This window comes from Collinsella sp. AM13-34 (assembly GCF_003473055.1).
Lineage (GTDB): Bacteria > Actinomycetota > Coriobacteriia > Coriobacteriales > Coriobacteriaceae > Collinsella.
In genome coordinates this window covers 66,613-89,719 of record NZ_QRLE01000006.1, presented here as the reverse complement: position 1 = coordinate 89,719, position 23,107 = coordinate 66,613, and the positions used below count along the sequence as shown (strand labels likewise).

21 protein-coding genes are annotated in these 23,107 nt (G+C 60.5%); 2 read left to right on the top strand and 19 right to left on the bottom strand.

Translation table 11 applies throughout. The annotated features are described in order from the left end of the window. From dnaJ to pyrR, 19 genes are all read right to left on the bottom strand, one after another. Positions 1–1,149 (bottom strand): molecular chaperone DnaJ, encoded by a 1,149-nt coding sequence (gene dnaJ / locus DW151_RS03705; RefSeq protein ID WP_118334499.1) that lies wholly within the window; start codon positions 1,147–1,149, stop codon positions 1–3. A gap of 81 nt (positions 1,150–1,230) precedes the next feature. Then, positions 1,231–2,334 (bottom strand): DnaJ domain-containing protein, encoded by a 1,104-nt coding sequence (locus tag DW151_RS03700; protein ID WP_187362361.1) that lies wholly within the window; start codon positions 2,332–2,334, stop codon positions 1,231–1,233. Between the two features lie 58 nt (positions 2,335–2,392). Next, positions 2,393–3,625, bottom strand: coding sequence for a radical SAM family heme chaperone HemW (gene hemW / locus DW151_RS03695; protein ID WP_118334497.1), 1,233 nt, complete (start codon positions 3,623–3,625; stop codon positions 2,393–2,395). A gap of 2 nt (positions 3,626–3,627) precedes the next feature. Further along, positions 3,628–4,671, bottom strand: a complete 1,044-nt coding sequence (gene dusB / locus DW151_RS03690) for a tRNA dihydrouridine synthase DusB (RefSeq protein ID WP_118334496.1) — start codon at positions 4,669–4,671, stop codon at positions 3,628–3,630. Positions 4,672–4,675: 4 nt separating this feature from the next. After that, on the bottom strand, positions 4,676–6,487 hold the full coding sequence (gene lepA, locus DW151_RS03685) for a translation elongation factor 4 (protein WP_117776228.1): 1,812 nt from the start codon (positions 6,485–6,487) through the stop codon (positions 4,676–4,678). A 96-nt stretch (positions 6,488–6,583) separates the two neighbouring features. Further along, positions 6,584–6,850, bottom strand: coding sequence for a 30S ribosomal protein S20 (gene rpsT, locus DW151_RS03680; protein ID WP_022094714.1), 267 nt, complete (start codon positions 6,848–6,850; stop codon positions 6,584–6,586). Positions 6,851–6,983: 133 nt separating this feature from the next. After that, positions 6,984–7,946, bottom strand: a complete 963-nt coding sequence (gene holA, locus DW151_RS03675; RefSeq protein ID WP_118334494.1) for a DNA polymerase III subunit delta — start codon at positions 7,944–7,946, stop codon at positions 6,984–6,986. A 78-nt stretch (positions 7,947–8,024) separates the two neighbouring features. Beyond that, positions 8,025–10,328, bottom strand: coding sequence for a DNA internalization-related competence protein ComEC/Rec2 (locus tag DW151_RS03670; RefSeq protein ID WP_118334493.1), 2,304 nt, complete (start codon positions 10,326–10,328; stop codon positions 8,025–8,027). Further along, a complete protein-coding gene (locus DW151_RS03665; protein WP_118334491.1) occupies positions 10,325–11,038 on the bottom strand; it encodes a helix-hairpin-helix domain-containing protein in 714 nt (237 codons plus the stop codon). Before DW151_RS03665 ends, DW151_RS03670 begins: the two co-directional genes overlap by 4 nt. Positions 11,039–11,251: 213 nt before the next feature. Continuing rightward, positions 11,252–12,496, bottom strand: a complete 1,245-nt coding sequence (gene thiI, locus DW151_RS03660) for a tRNA uracil 4-sulfurtransferase ThiI (RefSeq protein ID WP_118256508.1) — start codon at positions 12,494–12,496, stop codon at positions 11,252–11,254. After that, positions 12,497–12,778, bottom strand: a complete 282-nt coding sequence (locus DW151_RS03655; RefSeq protein WP_035138532.1) for a DNA-directed RNA polymerase subunit omega — start codon at positions 12,776–12,778, stop codon at positions 12,497–12,499. A 5-nt stretch (positions 12,779–12,783) separates the two neighbouring features. Continuing rightward, the gene (gmk, locus tag DW151_RS03650) at positions 12,784–13,353 is read right to left on the bottom strand and encodes a guanylate kinase (protein ID WP_099431806.1); all 570 of its coding nucleotides are present in this window, start codon (positions 13,351–13,353) and stop codon (positions 12,784–12,786) included. Further along, positions 13,354–13,662: an integration host factor, actinobacterial type gene (gene mihF / locus DW151_RS03645; RefSeq protein ID WP_006236130.1), complete on the bottom strand. Its 309-nt coding sequence runs from the start codon at positions 13,660–13,662 to the stop codon at positions 13,354–13,356. It abuts the gene before it with no gap. Positions 13,663–13,901: 239 nt separating this feature from the next. After that, positions 13,902–14,618, bottom strand: coding sequence for an orotidine-5'-phosphate decarboxylase (gene pyrF / locus DW151_RS03640; RefSeq protein WP_117564271.1), 717 nt, complete (start codon positions 14,616–14,618; stop codon positions 13,902–13,904). Further along, a complete protein-coding gene (locus DW151_RS03635; protein ID WP_006236128.1) occupies positions 14,612–15,520 on the bottom strand; it encodes a dihydroorotate dehydrogenase in 909 nt (302 codons plus the stop codon). Before DW151_RS03635 ends, pyrF begins: the two co-directional genes overlap by 7 nt. Positions 15,521–15,534: 14 nt before the next feature. Then, the gene (locus DW151_RS03630; RefSeq protein WP_117736693.1) at positions 15,535–16,302 is read right to left on the bottom strand and encodes a dihydroorotate dehydrogenase electron transfer subunit; all 768 of its coding nucleotides are present in this window, start codon (positions 16,300–16,302) and stop codon (positions 15,535–15,537) included. A gap of 116 nt (positions 16,303–16,418) precedes the next feature. Further along, entirely contained in the window at positions 16,419–17,708 is a 1,290-nt protein-coding gene (locus DW151_RS03625; RefSeq protein WP_117637247.1) for a dihydroorotase, read from the bottom strand. After that, a complete protein-coding gene (locus tag DW151_RS03620) occupies positions 17,692–18,636 on the bottom strand; it encodes an aspartate carbamoyltransferase catalytic subunit (protein WP_118334490.1) in 945 nt (314 codons plus the stop codon). The genes DW151_RS03625 and DW151_RS03620 overlap by 17 nt, the downstream gene beginning before the upstream one ends. A gap of 4 nt (positions 18,637–18,640) precedes the next feature. After that, complete coding sequence (pyrR, locus tag DW151_RS03615) at positions 18,641–19,225, bottom strand: bifunctional pyr operon transcriptional regulator/uracil phosphoribosyltransferase PyrR (RefSeq protein ID WP_006236123.1); 585 nt, start codon at positions 19,223–19,225, stop codon at positions 18,641–18,643. A gap of 451 nt (positions 19,226–19,676) precedes the next feature. On the opposite strand from pyrR, the gene rpmB reads away from it, so the two are divergent. Both rpmB and adhE read left to right on the top strand, forming a co-directional pair. Next, positions 19,677–19,865, top strand: coding sequence for a 50S ribosomal protein L28 (rpmB, locus tag DW151_RS03610; RefSeq protein ID WP_022094725.1), 189 nt, complete (start codon positions 19,677–19,679; stop codon positions 19,863–19,865). A 516-nt stretch (positions 19,866–20,381) separates the two neighbouring features. Beyond that, positions 20,382–23,030 (top strand): bifunctional acetaldehyde-CoA/alcohol dehydrogenase, encoded by a 2,649-nt coding sequence (adhE, locus tag DW151_RS03600; RefSeq protein WP_117773530.1) that lies wholly within the window; start codon positions 20,382–20,384, stop codon positions 23,028–23,030. Positions 23,031–23,107 lie beyond the last annotated feature (77 nt).

Here is a 23,107-nt window from a genome sequence, read left to right as displayed (position 1 = left end):
TTAATCGAGGATATCGTCGAGGGCACTCTTGATACGGTCGGTCACCGACTTCTTACCGGAAGCGACGTCATCGCCCATCTCATCGGCAAAAGCACGGAGCAGCTCGCGCTGCTTATTGGAAAGATTGGTGGGAACGACCACGCGCAGTTGCACGATCAAGCGGCCACGCGAACCGCCACCGCCAATGCGCGGCATGCCGTAATTATTGACGCTCACGGTGTCGCCGTACTGGGCGCCGGCGGGGACGCACACCTTAACGACCTCGTCGGGCATAATGCCCTCGACCTCGATCTCGCAGCCGAGCGCAGCCTGCGCAATCGAGATATCGCTCACCAGGTACAGGTCGTCACCGTTGCGCTTAAAGCGCTCATGGTCGGCAACGCGCACGTTGACAATCAAGTCGCCCGAAGGCTCGCCGCGAAGACCGGCCTCGCCAAAGCCGCTCACACGCAGCTGTCGACCGGTCGAAACGCCGGCGGGAATATCGATGTCAATCTTTTCATGCGAAGGCGTGCGGCCCTGACCATCGCAGGTCTCGCAGGGATGGTCGATAACCGTGCCCTCGCCATGGCAGTCGGGGCAAGGCGAGGAAGACTGAACCTGGCCCAAAAACGATCGCCGAACCGTCGTGACATAGCCCGTGCCGTGGCAGCGGCCGCACTGCTTTTCCTGTGCGCCCTCTGCCCTACCGGTGCCATTGCAGTCCTCGCAAGGAGCAAAGCGGTCATAGCTGATTGTCTTTTTGCAGCCGAGCGCCGCCTCCTCGAGCGTCACCGAAAGCGAGATGGCCATGTCACGACCGCGACGACGCTCGCGACGGCTGCGGGCGCCACCGCCGGCACCGCCGCCAAAAAACGACGAGAACAAGTCGTCCATGCCCATACCACCAAAGATATCGTTGATATCGACGTAGCCCGAACCACCAGGGCCGTCGGCAGTGCCGTAACGGTCGTAGTTAGCACGCTTCTGCTCATCGGAAAGAACGGAATAGGCCTCGTTGAGCTCCTTGAACTTGGCCTCGGCCTCGGGGTCGTCCGAAACGTCCGGGTGTACGGTACGGGCCTTCTTTAGAAACGCGCGCTTAATCGTCCGCGCGTCGGCATCCTTGTCGACGCCAAGTACCTCGTAGTAATCCCTATTTTCCGACACGACCGAATCCTTCCGACTTTCATTATTGTCACAGTGCGTCCTATACCCAAGCTGGGCCAACCGCAAACAGAGGGTTTGATGTTATTGCATTCCGTAAGGCGAAAGCATGGCCCGTTGCGAGCAGCTCGCGAACCAAACCGACACGAGCGCGAACATGAAGCCATTGGCAAAACCGTTGGCAAACTGCATCGCACCGCGCTTCCACCACAGCAGGCTGCGATGAAGCACGCCGTCCGAAAGCACCATGAACAGGCCCATGGTAAACGGAATAAAGCACATCACGGCAAAGGCCGAGAACACGCCCGAGATGGCCGAGAGTACCAAAAACGGCGCCACGATGCCCATCAGGTAAAAACCGGTACGAGCTTTGCCTTCCAAGCGCTCGGACTCGACATGGGCACGGCCGACTAGATCACCGCCAGCGGCACCGTTAGTGCCGGCGTGACCCATGCCGCTAATGCGGACCTCGTCGCCATCGTGCGTGCCGGCAGGAAACTCAATCGTCTGCTCGGAGGTTACGCGAGTACGACCGCTGCCACCGCAATCGGGGCAGGGGTCGGCCACGACCTTACCGGAACCGCCGCACTCGGGGCAGACCGACTGGAACGTGCCCGCACCAAACAGGAAGGACAAGTCGACGTCGATGTGCCCGCGGCCACCGCAGCTCGGGCAGGTATGGGCATGCTCGGAGGAGACAGAACCCGAGCCGCCGCAGTGACCACAGGTATCGAAGCGCGTATAGCGGACGGTCTTGCGGGCACCGTCCTTGGCCTCCTTGGCGTCCAGTTTGATATCGACGACCACGTTGGCGCCGTTCTCGGGATTGTAGGCAGCCTGGCCGCGACGCTGCTGGCCCCAGGCACCGCCAAAAGGAAAGCCGCCCTCAAAGGGATTGCCATAGCCCGTGTTGCCGGCATAGCCGCCACCATAGGGCGAAGCCGTAGGGGCACCGGCAAAGGGATTGCCAGAACGCATGGCATCGTAGCGCGCACGTTTTTGCTCATCCGAAAGCACGGCGTAGGCCTCGGAAACCTCTTTAAACTTTTCCTCGGCATCCGGCTCTTTGTTGACGTCCGGATGGAGCTTACGGGCCTTTTGCTGGAAGGCCTTTTGAATATCACGCGAGGTGGCGTCCTTGGAGACACCTAGAATCTCGTAGTAATCTTTTTCGTTCATCGTCGCCATGCGCGGCAACCTCCTGCTCACAGCAGCGTATATATTCCGGTAATTCTACCCGAGCGGCCTAAGCTAGATCCCAAAACAGCTCGAACAGAACATTTCCATCGAGCCAGCCCAGGTGTGTCGGTGCTAAACGAGCTCGAACATGGCCCGCGACGACATCTGCCGAAGTAAAGGGTCCCTCATGGACCCCGAGCGTCTCGGGCACCCAAGTGGCAAGACCCAATTCGAGCGCGCGATCACAAGCGGCTGTCAGCTCATCGGCCGGGATGACACGAGCCGCGCGAACCAACAGGTCGGACGCAATACCGCGCGTCATGCGACAAGCGAGCATCAGGTCTTCGGCCGCAGCCTCTCGCTGCGACAGGTATTCGGCCTCAAACGACGTCGCGTCATCGTCGCGCTGAACCAAACGCACACGGTACGCGTCGCCTCGAGCAGACACGCCGGGGAACAAACCTGCAAGACGGTCGAAATCCTCGTCGTCGAGCATGCCCGCGGCAGAACGACCCAGGCCCAGGTAGCCCTGTCCGGTCCAGTAGGCAATGTTATGGGCGCACTCATGGCCGTCGAGCGCGTAGCTCGCCACCTCATACGGATGATAGCCGGCCGCACCCAGGCGCTCACGCGCCGCGTCCATGCACGAAGCCTGAAAATCCTCATCGGGCTCGAGCGACTCGTCACGGCACGCCATGCGATAAAGGGGCGTCCCCTCCTCAAGCGTGAGCGGGTAGATCGACACATGATGCGGCGCCGCCGCCAGCACGCCATCGAGCGTGCTCCGCCAGCTTGCGGCCGTCTGCCCGGGAAGGCCGCACATCAGGTCGCACGACACATCGAGGCCAACTTCCTTCACCGTCGCGATAGCCGCAAGTGCCCGATTAGCATCGTGAATGCGGCCAATAGCAGCCAGCTCGGTATTGTCGAGGGTTTGCACGCCCAGAGAGATGCGCGTGACACCCGCCTCGGCAAGCGCGGTGGCGAGCTCGACGGTCAGCGACTCAGGATTGGCTTCGCAAGTAAATTCAACGGGCTTGCACCACATGGAGATACGACGGGCAAGTTTCACCAGGCGCTCCCCAGCCAGTGAGGGCGTGCCGCCGCCAATATAGACCGTGCGGACCTGCGCAAGCGCCCCGGCGTCGCCAAAGGAATCGAGGCGCGCATACAGCTGCTCAAAATAGGAATCGAGCGCAGCATCCAAATCACACAGAGCAAAGCTGCGCGAGTCAAAGTCGCAATAGCGGCATTTTTGAGCGCAAAACGGCACGTGCACGTACAGCGCGGTAACGGCCACCCTTAAGCCTCCAGCGGATGAGCGGGCACCGACTCACCGGCGGCAAGCGCGGCCTCGCAGGCCACCACATCGCGCTCGATATCATCGACCAGCGACATGAACTCCTCGTACGTAGAGCAACGCACCACCTGAGCGCGCCAGGCGGCGGCATGGGGCATGCCTTTTAAGTACCAGCTTGCGTACGTGCGGGCGCGCGACATGAGAGGCAAGAGCTCATGCGTCAGCGTTAGGTGCTCACGCAGAGCGTCCAAGCGCTCGACCGAGGAGCGAGAAGGAACCGGCATGCCATCGAGCGCAAGGGCGCGAGCATCGCCGAACACCCACGGATTGCCGTAGATGCCGCGCGCGATAAACACCGCGCTGGCACCCGAGCCGTGCAGATGCTCAGCAGCGTCCTCGGCCGAGAACACATCGCCCGAACCAATCACGGGAATCTCGACAGCGTCGGCAACCTCATCGACGACCGACCAATCGGCCTGGCCCGTGTAGAGCTGCGTGGCGCAACGACCATGCACGGCGACTGCGGCAGCCCCTGCGCCCTCAAGCATCTGGGCAAATGTCGCGGCATTGCGGTCCTCGGCATAAAAGCCCTTGCGAATCTTGACGGTCACGGGCACGTGCGCCGCGCCCACCGTGGCCTCGACGATCTTCTCGGCCAGGTCGGGCGTGCGCATGAGCGCCGAACCCTCGCCCTTGGTAACGACCTTGCGGGCGGGACATGCCATATTGATATCGATGAGCGACAGGCGATCGCCAACGCGCTCCTCGACGGCGGCGACGGCGCTCGCAAACTGATCGGGCTTGGAGCCAAAGAGCTGCACGCAAATCTGCTGCTCCTCGTCGGCCGGTAGCACCAGGCGCCACGTCTTATTACTGGCATAGGCAAGGCCTGCCACGCTCACCATCTCGCTGTAGGCAAGGTTGGCACCGCGGCGGCGACACATGATGCGATAGGCGGGGTCGGTCACGCCCGCCATGGGAGCCATAAGGAACGGCTGCTCGACATAGGCACCCAGCAGCCGCTTGCTGTATTCAGAAAGCGCCATGGACCTACTCGTCCACCTTGAGGATCGCCATAAACGCCTCCTGCGGGACCTCGACCGATCCGATGGCCTTCATACGCTTCTTGCCCTCTTTCTGCTTCTCGAGCAGCTTGCGCTTACGCGAGATATCGCCGCCGTAGCACTTAGCAAGAACGTCCTTGCGACGCGCCTTGACGGTGGAACGGGCGATGATCTTGTTGCCGATAGCACCCTGGATGGGCACCTCGAACAGCTGACGCGGGATGATCTCCTTGAGCTTGTCGCACAGGCCACGGGCCAGGCCATATGCCTTGTCCTTATGGACGATAAACGAAAGCGCGTCCACCTCGTCGCCCGAAAGCAAAATATCGAGCTTCACGAGCTCGGAGGGACGGTACTCGTTGAACTCGTAGTCGAGCGAGGCATAGCCCTTGGTGCGGCTCTTGAGCTGATCGAAGAAGTCCAAGATGAGCTCGGCGAGCGGCATATCGAAGCGCATCTCGACCGATTTGCTCGTCAGGTGGATCATGTCGGTTGTGACGCCGCGGTGCTCGATGGCGAGCTGCATGACGGCACCCGTGTACTCAGGCGGGCAGATGATCTTTGCCTTGAGGTAGGGTTCCTCGATACGATCGATGCGTGTGGCCTCGGGAAGGTCCTGCGGACTGCGGACATCGATCATTTCGCCGTCGGTCTTGTAGACGTGATAGTCAACCGAGGGACTCGTGGCAATGAGGTCCAGGTTGAACTCGCGCTCCAGGCGTTCCTTGACGACTTCCATGTGCAGCAGGCCCAGGAAGCCCACGCGGAAGCCAAAGCCGAGCGCCACCGAAGTCTCGGGCTCCCACACCAACGACGGGTCGTTGACGTGCAGTTTATCGAGCGCGTCACGCAGGTTCTCGTAGTCCTTGTTGTCGATCGGGAACAGGCCCGTATAGACCATGGGCTTGGCCTCGCGATAACCGGGAAGCGGCTCGGGGCAGGGGTTCGACGCCCACGTAAGGGTATCGCCCACGCGAACGGCCTCGGGGTCCTTCAAGCCCGTGACCACATATCCGACCTCGCCGACCGTCAGCGCGTCGACCGGGGTCTCGGCAGGACGCTTAACGCCCACGCCGTCGACCAAAAAGTCGCCCTTGGCTTGCATCATAAGCAGGGTATCGCCCTTTTTGATGGAACCATCGAAGACGCGCACCGTAGCCACCACACCGCGATACTCGTCAAAGTACGAATCCAAAATGAGCGCTTTGAGCGGAGCGTTTGCATCGCCCTTAGGCGGCGAAATCAAAAAGACAATGGACTCCAGCAGATCGTGAATGCCCTCGCCGGTCTTGCCCGAGACGCACACAGCATCATCGGCAGGGATCGCCAGGTCATCCTCGATCTCGGTCTTAACCTCATCGGGATGGGCCGAGGGCAGGTCGATCTTGTTGATGGCGGGCACAATGTCCAGATTGGCGTTCATGGCGAGCGTCGCGTTGGAAACGGTCTGCGCCTCGACGCCCTGCGTGGCGTCGACAACGAGTACCGCGCCCTCACAGGCTGCCAGCGAGCGCGAGACCTCATAGGTAAAGTCAACGTGGCCCGGCGTATCGATCAGATTGAACTGATACGTCTCACCATCGTCGGCGTCATAGGAAACGCGGACGGCATTGGACTTGATCGTAATGCCGCGCTCGCGCTCGATATCCATGGTGTCGAGCAGCTGCGACTCCATGTCGCGTTCGTCGACGGTATGGGTGAGCTCGAGGATGCGGTCGCTGATCGTGGACTTGCCATGGTCGATATGCGCAACGATCGAGAAGTTGCGGATGTGGGAAATGTCAATTGAAGTATTCATGCGGACTATCTTACCCGAGCGGTACAAAAAATGGAGCCTGTTCCATAAAACAGGCTCCATTTATGCGCGTAATCTGTGTGGTGTGAAATTTACAACTTAGGCGTTGATGCTGTTCACGAGCTTGGCAAGACCGGACTTGCGGTTGGAAGCCTGGTTCTTGTGGATAACATGCTTGGCGGCAGCCATGTCGAGACGCTTGGTGACGGTCTTGAGGGCAGCCTGGGCCTTCTCGGCGTCGCCCTCGGCGACGGCGGACTGGACGTGCTTGGTCAGCGTCTTGAGCTCGGACTTGACAGCCTTGTTACGCATGCGAGCTGCCTCATTGGTGCGGATACGCTTCTTCTGAGACTTGATGTTTGCCACTTCTGGAGTTCCTTTCGAGTTCCTTGCAAAAAATGTATGACACCTCTGAGACACGGTGAGGTCATGCAAGCGCCTACTATAGCACGCTCCCCCTCAAAGGGATAGAACGAATTTGTCAAATAGGCAGGTATCATCACGATTTTCTCAAGATGTTCGTAATCCAGAGCAAAAGCGCCGTCTGAGAATCGGCCGAACCCTTGAGCGCGAGCTCCACATCAACGGCACCCTCGAGCGCTGCGACGAGCTCGGTCATCGAAAAACGACGCGCCCAGGTAAGGTGATTCTTGACCTGCCAGGACTGGAGCTTGAGCGTTGCGGCCAGCTCGCGACCCTGCCCACGCGCGTCGAGCGCCTTGGCGACGATAAGCTCTCGAATGCGACCGCACAGCAATGTGTAAGTCCACACGTAGCTCTTGGAGGGCAGGAGCTTAAAGAGCTCGAGCGAACGCCGCATATCGCGAGCCGAGACGGCGTTGAGGAAGTCCCAGGGTTGGACCTCGGCCGTACGTACAATCCAGCGCTCAACATCGGCAAGTTCAATCTGGGGCGACTCGACCATCTGGGCAAGCTTAGCCAAGTCGTTATCGAGCATGCGCGTGTTTTCGCCCGAACGCGAGACGAGCTCCTCGGCGGCCGCCGTCGAGATCGACTTGCCGTGCTGCGTCGCCATCTGCTGAACACGGCGCGGCAGTTCCCAGCGCTTGGTACCCGAGCAATCGACGATAGCCTTCTTGTCGATCTTGGCGATTGCCTTATACAGGCGCGTATTCTTGGCAAGTGAGTCAGCGATGATGAGGCAGACCGTTGTTGGGCTGGGACTCGCCAGATACCCAACGAGCGGCTCCGAGACCGCCTTGGCGAGCTTTGAGCAGCCATCGAGGATTACCAGACGAAACTCGCTGCCCATCGGAAAGGTGTTAAGCGATCCGATAATGGACTCGATATCGGGGTCCTTGGTCATGTCTCGCTCGTCGAGGTTGAACTCGACCATACCCGATTTTTCCAGACGCGCTTTCATACGCGAGACGGCGTGGTCGCGCTTAACTCCGTCGGTACCGACGATCAGATATGCCGGCAGCAAACCGGTTTCGGACATTGCGCTCCCCTCCCGCAGGCCTTCGTATTCGTTCCGTGCCATTCTAGCCCAGGGGCCCACCACACGCCAACGACGTCGTCACGGTAGCTGGCATCGCATCGCAAAGCCATTCGCAGTCGGTGTGACGGTAATGTCGCCGTGTTCGATGGTACACGCGAACACACCACCCGCTTCCTTAACGGCATCGATGCAGGCATCGGACGGATGGCCGTATCGATTCCCCTCACCGGCGCTTGCGAGGGAAAGCTCGGGCTTCAGGACGTCCAGCAACTCGCCATCGACTGAAACCTTGGAGCCGTGATGCCCAAGTTTAAGGACATCGATATCCCCCACCTCCTGCACGAATTCCCGCTCTTGGTCGAGCTCGGCATCACCGGTGAGAAGTATTCGCAGGCCCTTGCCTTCCTGAACATAAGAGAGCAGCAGGACAAGCGAGTCCTCATTTCCCTCGCCATCCACGAACTCGAATGGCCACATCACGCGAGCGCAAAATGAGCCGATGTCGACCGTATCCCCACGGCGCACCTGCCGATACTCCACGCCAGGTCGGTTCAATACCTCGGTAGGAGCATCCTCCAGCGCATCCGCCGCCACGGCAATCGTTCCGACCGAAAACTGTTCGAGCACGGCAGGCAAACCACCCCAGTGGTCCTCATCCCAATGCGTCACAAAGACGGCATCGATATGGTGCACGTTATTGCGAACCAACGCCGCAACCACACGCTCGTCGAGCCCGCAGTCGACGAGAGCTACTGCGCCGCCTTGGCGGATAAGAATCGCATCGGCCTGGCCCACATCGAGCACCGTCACTGAAGGCGGAGCGAATCGATCCCAATAGACGTACGGAATCGCAGCCAAGAGCATCAGGCATGCAAGCCCCACCGCCATAGGACGTGTACGGGGACGCGGCCACCAGACCAGCAGAACCGCCAGCAAACACGGCACTAGGTAAATCCACATGCTATCGGGCGGCACGCTCACGGATGCACCCGGCATGGCGGCAAACAGCTGCTCGAAGAACAGCGCGCAACGGGCGGCAATCATGGGCACAACGAGCGCCCAAGTCCGCAACGGTCCCACAAGCGAAAAGGGAGCCAGAACGATCGACACAGCGAGCAGTACGCTCACCACCGGACCGATGACCGCATTTGCCAACGGAGCAATGAGCGAGAATGTACCGAAGGCAGGAATGGTGATGGGAAGTGTCGCCAGTTGCGAGCATAGCGTGACGGAAAGCATGCTGGCAAAGCCCGATGGCACGCCCAGCTCACCCAAAGCGTAGGTCGCATAGGGGCAAAAGCACAGAATGGCTAAGACGCTGGCACATGAAAGCTGAAAGCCCATCTCGAACAGCACCGTCGGCCGCAGTAGCACAAAGATGGACATGGTTACGAAGAGTGCCGATGCGCCGTGCCGGCGACGCCCCGCGTCGTTTACGACAAGCGTCGCGAACACCATGCAGCACGCGCGCAGGGCCGAGGGAGATGCGCCCGTAAAGGCAGCGTAGCCCACAAGCGTTATCGCCAATATCGCCCGCTGAAGACCACGTGAGCACCGAGTCTTTTGCAATACGCCCTCGATTACAAACCCCACGATAGCCAAATGGCTGCCCGAGACTGCGATAAGATGCGCCGTTCCCGTCACCGAAAACCAGTCGCCCGCCGGCTGGGCGCGCAGCTCGGCCGAACGACCGCAGACGACACCGGCTATGAGCGCACGCGCCGGGTCGGTCGCAGGCGCGATGGACGCAAGCAGCCCATTTCGCAGCCGATGCAGCGGCCTCGGAGAACCCTCATCGACCGACACAATCCGAACGGCTTTGACCTTGCGCACCTCGCCTCGAAGCACGCGCGATCGTCCATACGCATCGTTCTCAAAACGTGACACGCGACCGATAACACGCACGTGCGCCCCGACCTTGAACTCACGGTCACACGATAGGCGAACCGTTGCCAAGTTCTTACCGTCCGAGCGTGCCTCGCAGGTATAGGAATACACGTCGTCATTTATGGATGGGTCACCCTGCACGACAAACTCGAGACTGCTTGCCGCTCGACCGTCGAGCGTCTTCGAGGCGTTGAGCGCACCCACGGCCCACCACGCCGAAACGACCGCACCCGCTATGAGACCGACGGACGCGGCATACAGCCACCGCTTCAAAGGGGCAAGCCTCGCACAAGAGTGAGCCAGCACAACGAAAACCGCTGCCGCAACGGGAATGGCCCATAGCGGCCCGACCGCCGTCGCCCGCTCCCTCAGCAGCGCATCAGCGGCTATGCTGAGCACCAAGGCGCAGCTCACGCACATGCCGGCACACAGGGCCATCGTCCACGGAATCAGGGGCCGCGGAGGCATCACGTGCTCTCGCTCGGTCGCACTCATACGCAGATGCAATCTTTGATTTTGGCAAGCTTCTTCTCGCCGATTCCCGACACGCGCATCAGATCGTCAACCGAAGCAAAAGCACCGTTCTTTGTCCGCTCATCGATAATCGACTGTGCCATTGAGGGACCGATTCCCGAGAGCGTCTGCAGCTCTGCCGAGCTTGCCGTATTAATGTTTACTAGGCCTGTTGCGCCACCGACGCCTGATGATGCGGAAGTCCCACCATCAACACCGGCTTCCGCAATGGACACCTGCTGCTCCCCTACCGTTGGAACGTGAATTTTTTGTCCATCAGTGACCTTGGATGCACGATTAAGCCCCGTAACGTCTGCTTCGGGCGCCAGCCCGCCGGCGGCATCAATCGCCTGAGCCACCCGCGCCCCGTCTTTGAGGCGATATACACCGGGTGACACCACGGCGCCATCAACATCGACATAGACCTCTGCCGCGGCAGACGCCTTAGGCGAAGAGCCTTCAGATGTCTTTCCACTCGAAGCATCGCCGGATTCCGGCTCCACTAACGTGCCCGAACCATCAGTGCGCTCAAACGACACACCGCCGGCACCGCCGCCAAGGTTCGCCATTGCCAGTCCACTCGCCATCGCAATGACGACCAGTATCGCCATCACCACTGTCTTATGACCGAGCAGTTTGCCCGCCCAACGGTCCATCTTTTTGACTCGTTCGTGTTGTTCGCGCTGCGCCATAGCAAAACCTCCCAACACCATCGTGTCAGGAAAGGAGCTCCGCAACAGCCACGCCCGAAAACCGGTTTTCGAGGTCAAACCAAAAGCTGACCAAAACCTTGCACAAATCTGTCCATTTATTCAGGCACACGTCAGCAAATGAACACTTAGCCGCAAAATGCCCAGATGGCAAAAGACCGACGATGCAGGCGCATCGTCGGTCTATGCACAAATTTACTCGTAATCTTGGTAAATCTCACGCGGAGCAAGCTCCGAATGTTTGCGTTTTAAGGTCTTAGGGGCCTTATATGTGTTGCTCTCGAAGTCGATGTACTCTGTCTGCTTGAGCAGGCGCTCAATCATCTCCTCATGATCAAACAGTTCCCAGGCCTCATGCACGGCATCGAGTTTAGCGTGCGTCTCGGGACGACGCGGCATAAACAGCGTGCAGCAGTCGGGAGCGGCCTCAGTCGAGATATCGAAGGTACCGATCTCCTCGGCGCGCACGATGATCTCCTGCTTGTCCGAACCGATGAGAGGACGGAACACGGGAATCTTCACGGCTTCGTTGACGGCCATGATGTTCTCAAGCGTTTGGGAGGCAACCTGCCCAAGCGATTCGCCCGTAACGATGGCCCTGGCACCCTCGATGTGTGCAATGCGCTCAGCAACCGAATACATAATGCGGCGATACATGATCACGCGCAGGTTGCTGGGACAGGTGACCGAAATCTCACGCTGGCAGTCGCCAAACGGCACCACGTACAGGCGGCCGATCTGGACACCCGGCTCAAGCGCACGGATGATGTCCTGCACCAGGTATTCACTCGTGTCGGGCGTCTGCGGACGACCGGAGAAATGCACCGGCACGCACACCGCGCCGCGACGCGCGAGCATCCAGGTCGCCACCGGAGAATCGATACCCGACGACAGCAGCGTCACGACCTTGCCGGCAGAACCCACCGGAAGGCCGCCAACGCCGCGCTGGGAGCGCGCATACACGTAGACACTACCCTGAACCACCAGAACGTGCACCATCGCGTCGGGGTCGTGCATCTGGACCTTTTTATCGGGAAACGCCTCACACAGCACCTCGCCAACCTGTCGATTGATATCGATCGAGGTGAGCTCATAGTCAGTATTGGAGCGCTTGGCGTGCACCTTAAACGAATCGAAGGAACCAAACTCGCGCAGCGCCTTCACAGCGGCGGCGCAGTACTCCTGCGGGTCGCGGTTGGTGTGATACGCCAAAGACACACGGGCAACGCCGGGGACGGTGCGGATGACACGCGCCGCCTCGTCGGCCTGATGCTCGTTAAAGGTCACGAGGATATAACCGGAAATTCGAGACACGGCGTTCACGGAAAAGGCGGCCAAGGCCGCCTTGATGTTATCCATGAGGATATGCTCAAAATGTGCGCGGTTCTTGCCCTTCAGCCCAACCTCGTGATAGTGGACTAGGCAGACGCGAGCCGCCATTTAGGCTTCAGCAACCTTGTGGCCGAGCGCCTTCTCGTAACGGGCCTCGTCGTAAGAGATGTCGCCGTCGACAATCTCGTCCATAGCCATCGAGATGGTATCGGCACCGGAAAGCCCGATGGTGATGTCATCAACATCCTGGACGGCAAGCACGCGGTTGTGCTGGCCACGCAGCATGCTATTGATGTCGCAGGCGCGCTTGGAGGCAAGCGAAGCGAGCAGGAAGCGGTTGTGATCGGTCTTCTCCAGAAGATCGTCAATGCAAGGCTTTACAACGGACACGGACCTCAGATCCTTTCATGCATATCGAGAACGCGAACGAGCTCATCGGTCGCGCGGTCGAGATCGTCATTCACCACGACGTCGTCGTAGCGGTCGGCAAGGGCAAGCTCATCGGCAGCGTTTGCCATACGCAGCTCAATCGTCTCGGGCGTCTCGGTACCGCGACCGACTAGACGCTCGCGGAGCACCTCAAGCGAAGGCGGCTTGATAAAGATCAGCACGGCCTCGGGGAAACGCTCCTTCACCTGCAGGGCGCCCTGGACATCGATCTCCAAAATCAGAGACGAGCCCGAGGCGAGCTTGGATGTGACCTCGCTCACCAACGTGCCGTAGCAGTTACCGTGGACCTCGGCCCACTCAACAAACTCACCGTTTGCCACGCGGCGGTCGAACTCCTCGCGCGTCAGAAAAAAGTAGTTGACGCCGTCGACCTCACCTTTGCGTGGTGCTCGCGTGGTAGCCGAAACCGTCAGACCCAGGTTCGAGCGGCGCTCGCGCACACGAGTGACGAGCGTACCCTTGCCTGCGCCTGACGGTCCAGAAATCACAAAGAGCTTGGAATCCTGAGCGCTCACTTATTTGGTCAGCTGCTCGAGGAGCTGCTCGCGCTGACGGACACCGAGGCCCTGGACGCGACGAGTAGCGGAGATACCGAGCTCCTCCATGATCTTGGCGGCCTTGGCCTTGCCATAACCGGGGAGAGACTCGATGAGGGTGGAAACCTTCATGCGGGAAGCGATGGGGTCATCGGAGTTGAGCACGGACTCGAGGGACTTCTCGCCCTTCTTGATCTGCTCGCGAAGCTCAGCGCGGGCGTGACGTGCGGCAGCAGCCTTCTCAAGAGCCTGCTTGCGCTGCTCGTCGGTAAGCTGAGGGAGTGCCATTCGTACCTCCAAATAGTTGGGTTATATCTGATTCAATAATTGGCATTTTAGCACGTAGAACGCACAAAAAGCCTAATCGCGGCTCCATAGGTTAGACGATACCCGCAAAAAGTGCAATATACTGCGCCCAAAGTTAAGCCCCTGACCTGCGATTCCACACAAAGGATGGGAAAGTTTACGCAGGCACAGGGGCTATTTTGTGCTAATGAGACCCAAAAGTGGTGACTTAGGGGAATCTTTTACGCGACGTTTTCGACCAGCTCGGCGACGATGGCGTCAAAGGCGGCAACCGGATCGTCGGCACCGGTGATGGGACGGCCCACCACAATGTGGCTTGCGCCACGCTCGATAGCCTGGGAAGGCGTCGCCACGCGGGACTGGTCACCAAGGGCGGCACCCACCGGACGCACACCCGGAGTCACGATCAGGGCATCAGGACCCAGCAGCTCACGCATGTCGTGAGCCTCCATCGGTGAGCACACGATGCCATCGATGCCATTGGCCTGAGCAAGCTTTGCCAAGCGGGCGGCCTCCTCGGCCACGGGAGACTCGACGCCGATCTCGCTCAAGGCATCCTGATTCATGCTCGTGAGCACGGTGATGGCGACGAGTTTGGCGCGGTCCTCACGCGCCTCCTCGGCACCCTCGCGGCAGGCAGCGAGCATAGCACCCGAGCCCAGGCCGTGGACCGAAAGCAGGTCGGCACCGGCAAGCGAGGCCGAGCGGGCAGCGCCGCGCACCTGATGCGGAATGTCATGGAACTTAAGGTCGAGGAAGACCTTAAAGCCAAGGTCCTTAAAGGTCTTGACGATCTGGGGACCCTCAGCGTAATAGAGCGTCATGCCGACCTTGAGCCAGGCGGCATGGCCCGAAAGCTCGTGGGCGAGCTCGAGCGCGCGCTCACGGTCGCAGTCGAGGGCGACGATAACACGGTCGCGGGCATCATTCTCTAGCATTCGAAAGCACCCACCAGCTCGTTGATGTCCTTTACGCCCTGGGACTCGGCCCAGGCCTCGAGCTCATGCGCGATCTTAAGCGAAGCGCACGGATCGACGAAGTTGGCCATGCCGACCGACACGCAGGTGGCGCCGGCCAGGATAAACTCAGCCGCATCCTCGCCAGTCATGACACCGCCGACACCGTTGATGGGGATATCGACGGCCTGGGCAACCTCCCAGACCATGCGCACGGCGATGTGGTGGCACAGCGGGCCCGAAAGGCCGCCCTTGGGCTTGGCCACGCGGGACTTGCGGGTATGGACGTCGATGGCCATGCCCTGGATGGAGTTGATGACCGAAAGGCCGTCGGCGCCGGCAGCCTCGAGGGCCTTGGCGATCTCGGCGACGTTGACCGGCGCCATCTTCACGAACAGCGGCTTATCGGTCACCTTGCGGCAAGCAGCCATAACGGAAGAGGCGCCCTCGGGCGTGGAGCCCATGGCGGCACCGCCGGCGGCGATATTAGGGCAGCTCACGTTGATCTCGTAGCCGGCAGCCCAGGGGCACAGCTCGACATACATCTCGAGTGCGCGGACAAACTCGTCAACGGAGTGACCGGCAACCTGACAGATGACCTGGCAGCCGTCCTTGGACAGCTGTTCGAGCCACGGACCGGACTCGCGGGCAAAGGCGGCCACGCCGGGGTTCTGAAGACCCACGGAGTTGATCATACCGCCGGGAATCTCGGCCATGCGGGGCGCGGGATTGCCGGGCCAGGGCTCGGCAGCGCAACCCTTGGTGGTGATGGCGCCCAGCTGGGAAACATCAAAGAAGTTCTGGAACTGCCAACCGTAGCCAAAGGTACCGGCTGCGGTGTTAATGGGGTTCTGCATCTTGACGCCGCCGAAATCGACGGCCATGTTCACGGTACCCACTAGAAGACCACCACCTTGGAAGCATCGAACACGGGGCCGCACATACAAGCACCCTTCATACCGTCGACCGTCTCGACATTGCAGGTGTTGCAGGCGCCAAAGCCACAGCTCATCATGCGTTCGAGCGACACCTCGCAGTACACACCGGCCTCGGCGGCAGCGGCGGCGACCTTCTTCATCATGACGGCGGGGCCGCAGCTGGCGACGTAGTCGTAGCCGCCCTCTCCAAGCAGCTCGGCTGCCGGATCGGTGCAAAAACCGTGCGTGCCGAGCGAACCGTCGTCGGTGCACACGTTAACCGTGGCGCCCAGCGCACGGAACTCATCGACACCCACGGCCTTGGAAGCGGTGCCAAAGCCCAGGCACACGTCCACATCAACACCCTGCTCGGCAAGCATGCCGGCAAGACACAGCACAGGCGGAACGCCGATGCCACCGGCGACGAGCAGTGCCTTCCTGGTGCCCTCGGGTACCATCCAGCCACGGCCACCGGGGCCCAACAGGTTAGAGGTGGAGCCAGGGCCCATCTGGGACAAACGGCGGGTATCGTCGCCCACGACAGCGTACCACAGCTCGACGGTGCCGGCCTCGGCGTCGGCGCGGTAGAAACTCAAGGGCACACGAAGCAGAGAAGACGCATCGCCGGGGACGGCGATGTTCACAAACTGACCGGGCTTGAGCGCACTTGCAAGCTTGGGGGCCGAGATAACGAGCGAGAAGATACCGTCGGCGATCTCCCGGTTCGAGACGACCTCGAAGTCGTGCATGCGTGCAGTGGAAGGTGTGGGCATAGACGCTCCAATCCCCCATGCGGTTGCATGGTCTAAACGAACAGAAAGCGCGGCACCGCAAGGGCGCCGCGCACAAAAGCGATAAGGCTATGCTAGCAGATGCAGCCGTCGGCAAGCGTCTGTTTACCGCCGACAAATACATCGGTGGCACGACCGGTGAGCGTGCGGCCGGCAAAACCGGAGTTCTCGGCGCGCGACTCGTAACCGTCCTCGCCAACCGTCCAGGTTGCGGAGGGGTCGAACACGGTCAGGTCGGCGACAGAGCCCGCCTTGACCTGAACCTGATCGAGGCCCAGAATCTCACGCGGCTTGATGGCCATGAGCTCGACCATGCGGCTCACGCTCATCTTGCCCGTGTTGACCAGCTCAGTGAGCACGAGCGACAGCGAAGTCTCGAGGCCAATCATTCCAAAGGGCGCGAGCTCGAACTCGCGGGCCTTCTCCCACGGGGTGTGGGGAGCGTGGTCGGTAACGATAGCGTCGACGGTACCGTCGATGACACCCTGACGGATGGCCTCGGCATCCTCGTCAGTGCGCAGCGGCGGATTGACCTTGAGCGAGGTGTTGTAGGTCTCGTCCAGGTCGTTCTCGGTCAGGAACATGTGGTGCGGGGTGGCCTCGCAGGTCACCTGGACACCGGCAGCCTTACCGGCACGCACGAGCTCCAGGCCATGAGCGGTGGAGATGTGCTGGATGTGCAGCTTGGCACCGGTCAGCTTGGCAATCTCGATGTCGCGGGCAATCTGAAGCTCCTCGCCGGCGGCCGGCCAACCCTCGAGGGCCAGACGGGTCGAGACCTTGCCCTCGTTGATCTGGCCGTGGCCGACCAGATCCTCGTCCTGGCAGTGGCTCATAAAGACCTTGCCGAACATCTTGCCGTAGTCCATGCAGCGACGGAGCATGCCCGCGCCCTGCACGCCGCGACCGTCGTCGGTGAAGGCGACGGCGCCGTGGGCGACCATATCGCCCATCTCGGACATGGCCTCGCCCTTAAGACCGCGGGTCATGGCGCCCGACGGATAGACGCGGCAGTGACCGACCTCGGCAGCGCGGGACTTGACGAACTCCACGACGGTGCCGTTATCGGTGACGGGATCGGTGTTGGGCATGGCGCACACGCCGGTAAAGCCGCCCTTGGCAGCTGCGCGGGTGCCGCTCTCGATGTCCTCTTTGACCTCGTAGCCGGGCTCGCGAAGGTGAACGTGCATATCCACCAGGCCGGGGACGAGGTACTTGCCGGAAAGGTCGCGGACCTCGGCCCCCTCGACGGCGAGATTCTCGCCGACCTCGGCGATCTTGTCGCCGTCAATCAGGACGTCAACGACACCGTCAAGCTCGACGGACGGGTCGACGACGTGGGCATTCTTAAGAAGCAAGGCCATTATCGGCACCTCCAAGCAGCAGATACAGGATAGCCATACGCACGCAGATACCGGCGTAGACCTGCTCCAGGATGACGGAGCGTTGCGGGTGGTCGGCCATATAGGAGTCGAACTCGACGCCGCGGTTGATGGGGCCCGGGTGGCAGATAATCGCATCGGGCTTCATGAGCTTCTCGCGGTCCTTGGTCAGGCCGAAGAGCTTGTGGTACTCGCGAATGGTCGGGAACGGGGCACCCTCGAGGCGCTCCTGCTGCACGCGCAGCATGTAGACGACGTCCAGCTCGGGCAGGACGGAATCGAGGTCGCTCGTCACGTGGTCGCAGCCCAGGACCTCGGGCGCCGGCGGCAGCAGCGTGCCGGGGGCGACGGCGTAGGTCTCGCAGCCCATAATCTTAAGGGCGGGGATCAGCGAGCCGCAAACGCGGGAGTGGGCGATATCGCCGACGACGGCGACCTTCAGACCGTGGAAATCACCCTTGTGCTCCCAGATGGTGTACAGGTCGAGCAGGGCCTGCGTGGGATGGTTGTGCTTGCCGTCACCGGCGCAGATGACGCTTGCGGGCGAGTTCTGCGTGACGATATAGGGAGCGCCGGCGTGCTTGTCACGCACGACGATGCAGTCGATCTTGTAGGCGTTGAGGGTCTCGACGGTGTCGACGAGACTCTCGCCCTTGACCGTGGAGGTCGAGGAGCCGCCAAAGTTGAGGCTGTCGGCCGAAAGACGCTTCTCGGCAAGCTCGAAGGAGCTGCGGGTGCGCGTCGAGGGCTCGTTGAACATGTTGACGATGGTCTTGCCCTTGAGCGTGGGGACCTTCTTGATCGCACGCTCGTTGACCTCAGAGAACGCCTTGGCGGTCTCGAGGATGAGCTTGATGTCCTCTTCGGAGTACTCGGTAATGTCGACCAGGTGCTTATGGTTGAACGCCACGGTACTACTCACCTCCCAGCGGCGCAGAGCCCACGTGGGAACCCGGCGCAACGTCGTTAATCTCGACGGCGGTGTGGCCGTCGACTTCCTTCATATATAGGTGCACGTTCTCCTCATGCGACGAGGGAACGTTCTTGCCGACAAAGTCCGGCGAGATGGGGAGCTCACGGTGACCGCGGTCAACGAGAACTGCCAGCTCGATGCGGCTCGGACGGCCCAGGTCCATGACGGCATCCAGAGCGGCGCGGATAGTACGGCCCGTATACAGGATGTCGTCCACCAGCACGACGCGCTTGCCGTCGACGCTGAAGGGAATGTTGGTAGCGTGGATCGCGGGAGCGAAATTGGTCGCATAGTCATCGCGGTAGAAGCTGATGTCCAGGCTGCCGAGCGGAACGTCGACGCCCTCGATCTCCTTGATCTCCTCGGCGAGCTTCTTTGCCAGAAGGTCGCCGCGCGTGACGATGCCGACCAGAGCGAGGTCTTCACAGCCCTCGTTGCGCTCGAGAATCTCGTGCGCGATGCGGGTCATCGCTCGATTGACGGCGGTCTCGTCCATGATGACCGCCTTGGGGGAAGTCGTGCCCATCGATCTCCTTCCTCACATGTCTTGACTGCTGACACAGTCAAAAAAATAGATGCCCGACCGCTTAAAGCGGACCAGACACCCACAGGAAGGGCTGCTCTTTGGCAGCTATGTAATTCCATGTGGGTATCTCGTACCCCTTTAATGGTCAAGGGATAGTGTAGCCAACCTCGAGCTTAATTGCGAGCATAAATACAGAACAATCCGTAAACGGGCGCAGGCGCTCCATAAACCTATATATATTTGTGGGACGAGCTTGAAAACGCACGCACGAGCTGGCATAATCCCCTCTGCTGCACGCAAATCGGATCTACGTCCAGGGCCGTGGCGTGAGCACTATCGCCAAAAGAGGAATATCTCTGTGTAGATTACGCACAGGGAGCTGCTTCTGTGCTATAGTTCAGGCTTGTTTGTTAACGCGACATGTTCGTTTGTCGCCCAAGGAGGGTCAGTTATGTCCAAAGTTTGCGAAGTTTGCGGTAAGCACCCCGTTGCCGGTCGCTCCATCAGCCACTCTCACCGCGTCACCAACCGTAAGTTCCGCCCCAACATCCAGCGCGTTTACGTCGTCGTCGATGGTCACCGTCGCAAGATGAACGTTTGCTCCACCTGCCTCAAGTCCGGCAAGGTTGCGCGCTCCTAAATAAGGTCTTACCAACAAGTACCTCGGACTCTCCGGGTCAAAGACCTCGCGTTCGTATAGAACTTACCAAAGGCGTCCTCCCCCACGGAGGGCGCCTTTTTGCACTCATTGGGGACAGACTTACATGAGTGTTTGCAGATGTCAAAGGAATCATAGCCCAGCTGATATGCCTTGAAGCTTGACCAGCGGTACGCATCGAGCGAGTCGAGCGCGCCTTTCACAGGATTGAGATGGATATAATCGAGCAACTGGACCGCCTGCGTGTCCGACTCGACCGCGACCCGCGAATAGCGATTGTCAAACAGGTGCCCCGTTCTCCCCGTTTTCCCATTGAAATACTCATGTATGTCTGTCCCCAATGAGAGGGGCGATGCATTGGGCTGATGGATTAAGTTGAAACGGTTCATTTTATTGAAACGTTTTAGTATGCCTTTTACGGGAATCTTACCGTTTACCGAATTATTTATTGCTATCATGCAAGGCGTAGGGTAAATCTCCGATCGCAAGGAGACACAAATGGTGAAAAAGTCACCGGAAAACACTACTCCCGCAATTGTGGACAACGTAGAGGCGCTTGAGGCTAAGCTCGCTCAGATGCGAGAGGCCCAGGCGCTTTTTGCTACGTACACGCAGGAGCAGGTCGACAAGATCTTCTATGAGGCCGCCATGGCCGCCAACAAGGCTCGTATCCCGTTGGCAAAGATGGCCATCGAGGAGACCGGCCGCGGCGTTCTTGAGGACAAGGTCATCAAGAACCACTACGCCGCAGAGTACATCTACAACGCTTACAAGAACACCAAGACCTGTGGCGTTCTGGAGCGCGACGAGGCTTACGGCATCACCAAGATCGCCGAGCCCATCGGCATCGTGGGCGCCGTCATCCCGACGACCAACCCCACCTCCACCGCGATCTTCAAGACGCTGATCAGCCTGAAGACCCGCAACGGCATCATCATCTCCCCGCACCCGGCAGCCGCCAAGTGCACCATCGCCGCCGCCAAGCTCGTGCTTGACGCCGCCGTCAAGGCCGGCGCCCCCGAGGGCATCATCGGCTGGGTCGATGTCCCCTCCATCGAGCTGACCAACATGGTCATGCGTGACGTCGACATCATCCTCGCCACCGGTGGCCCGGGCATGGTCAAGGCCGCCTACTCCTCGGGCAAGCCCGCCCTGGGCGTTGGCGCCGGTAACACCCCGGTCATCATCGACGACACCGCCGACGTGCTGCTCGCCGTCAACTCCATCATCCACTCCAAGACCTTCGACAACGGCATGATCTGCGCTTCCGAGCAGTCCGTGACCGTCATCGACACCATCTATGACCAGGTCAAAGCCGAGTTCCAGAAGCGCGGCTGCTACTTCGTCAAGCAGGGTGCCGAGATGGAGGCCCTGCGTGCCGCCATGTTCAAGAACGGCGCTCTCGATCACCGCATTCCCGGCATGGCTGCCGCCAAGATCGCCGAGCTCGCCGGCATCGAGGTTCCTGCCAAGACCAAGATCCTGATCGCCGAGGTCAACTCCACCGACCCCGCCAAGGAGGAGTTCTCCCACGAGAAGCTCTCCCCGGTCCTGGCCATGTATCACGCCAAGGACTTCCAGGAGGCCGTCGACAAGGCCGAGCACCTGGTGCTCGCCGGTGGCCCGGGCCACACCGCCTCTCTGTACGTGCACCCCGCCCAGGCCGAGAAGATCAGCCTGTTCGAGCACGTCATGAAGGCCTGCCGTATCGTCATCAACACCCCGTCCTCGCACGGCGGCATCGGTGATCTATACAACTTTGGCATGAAGCCGTCTCTGACCCTGGGCTGCGGCTCCTGGGGCGGCAACTCCGTCTCCGAGAACGTTGGGGTGAAGCACTTGATCAACGTTAAGACTGTGGCCGAGCGCCGTGAGAACATGCTGTGGTTCCGCGCTCCCGAGAAGGTCTACTTCAAGAAGGGTTCCACGCCCGTCGCTCTCGACGAGCTCGGTACCGTCATGGGCAAGAAGCGCGCCTTCATCGTCACCGACCAGTTCCTCTTCAAGAATGGCAACACCCGCGCCATCGAGGCCAAGCTCGACGAGATGGGCATCGCCCACGACTGCTTCTACGACGTCGAGCCCGATCCGTCGCTGCAGTGCGCACGTCGCGGCGCCAAGCAGATGGCTCTCTTTGAGCCGGACGTCATCATCGCCGTCGGCGGTGGCTCAGCTATGGACGCCGGCAAGATCATGTGGATGATGTACGAGCACCCCGAGTGCAAGTTTGAGGACATGGCCATGGACTTCATGGACATCCGCAAGCGTATCTTCACTTTCCCCGAGATGGGCAAGAAGGCCTACTTCGTCGCCGTCCCGACCTCTTCGGGTACCGGCTCCGAGTGCACGCCGTTCGCCATCATCACCGACAAGGAGACCGGCATCAAGTGGCCGCTCGCCGACTACGCGCTGCTCCCCAACATGGCTATCGTTGACGCCGACAACTGCATGACCGCCCCGCGCGGCCTGACCGCTGCCTCCGGCATCGACGTCATGACCCACGCCATCGAGTCCTACGTCTCCATCATGGCTTCCGACTACACCAAGGGCCTCTCCGAGCGCGCTGCCAAGCTCGTCTTCGAGAACCTGCCCTCCAGCTTCACGAACGGCGCCAAGGACCCGCACGCCCGCGAGGAGATGCACAACGCCTCCTGCATGGCCGGTATGGCCTTCGCCAACGCCTTCCTGGGCCTCAACCACTCCATGGCCCACAAGCTCGGCGCTTTCCATCACCTGCCCCACGGCCTCGCAAACGCTGTCATCCTGACCCGCGTCATGCGCTACAACGCCGCTGAGGCTCCCGTCAAGATGGGTACCTTCTCCCAGTATCCTTACCCCAACGCGCTGCACAACTACGCCGAGATGGCCAAGTACTGCGGCATCGAGGGCAAGGACGACAAGGAGGTCTTCGAGAACTTCATCACGAAGCTCGAGGAACTCAAGGACTTCATCGGTGTCAAGAAGACCATCGCCGACTACGGTGTTGACGAGCAGTACTTCCTCGACACCCTCGACGAGATGACCGAGCAGGCATTCAACGACCAGTGCACCGGCGCCAACCCGCGCTACCCGCTCATGAGCGAGATCAAGGAGCTCTACCTGGACGCCTACTACGGCCGCGAGCCTCAGGACTACGCCGTCTGCTAGTTTTAGCACGGTTTTTAACGGCGGGGGTGCACGGGTGTTTCACACACCCCCGCCGTCGCTTCTATCGCATCGTTGAA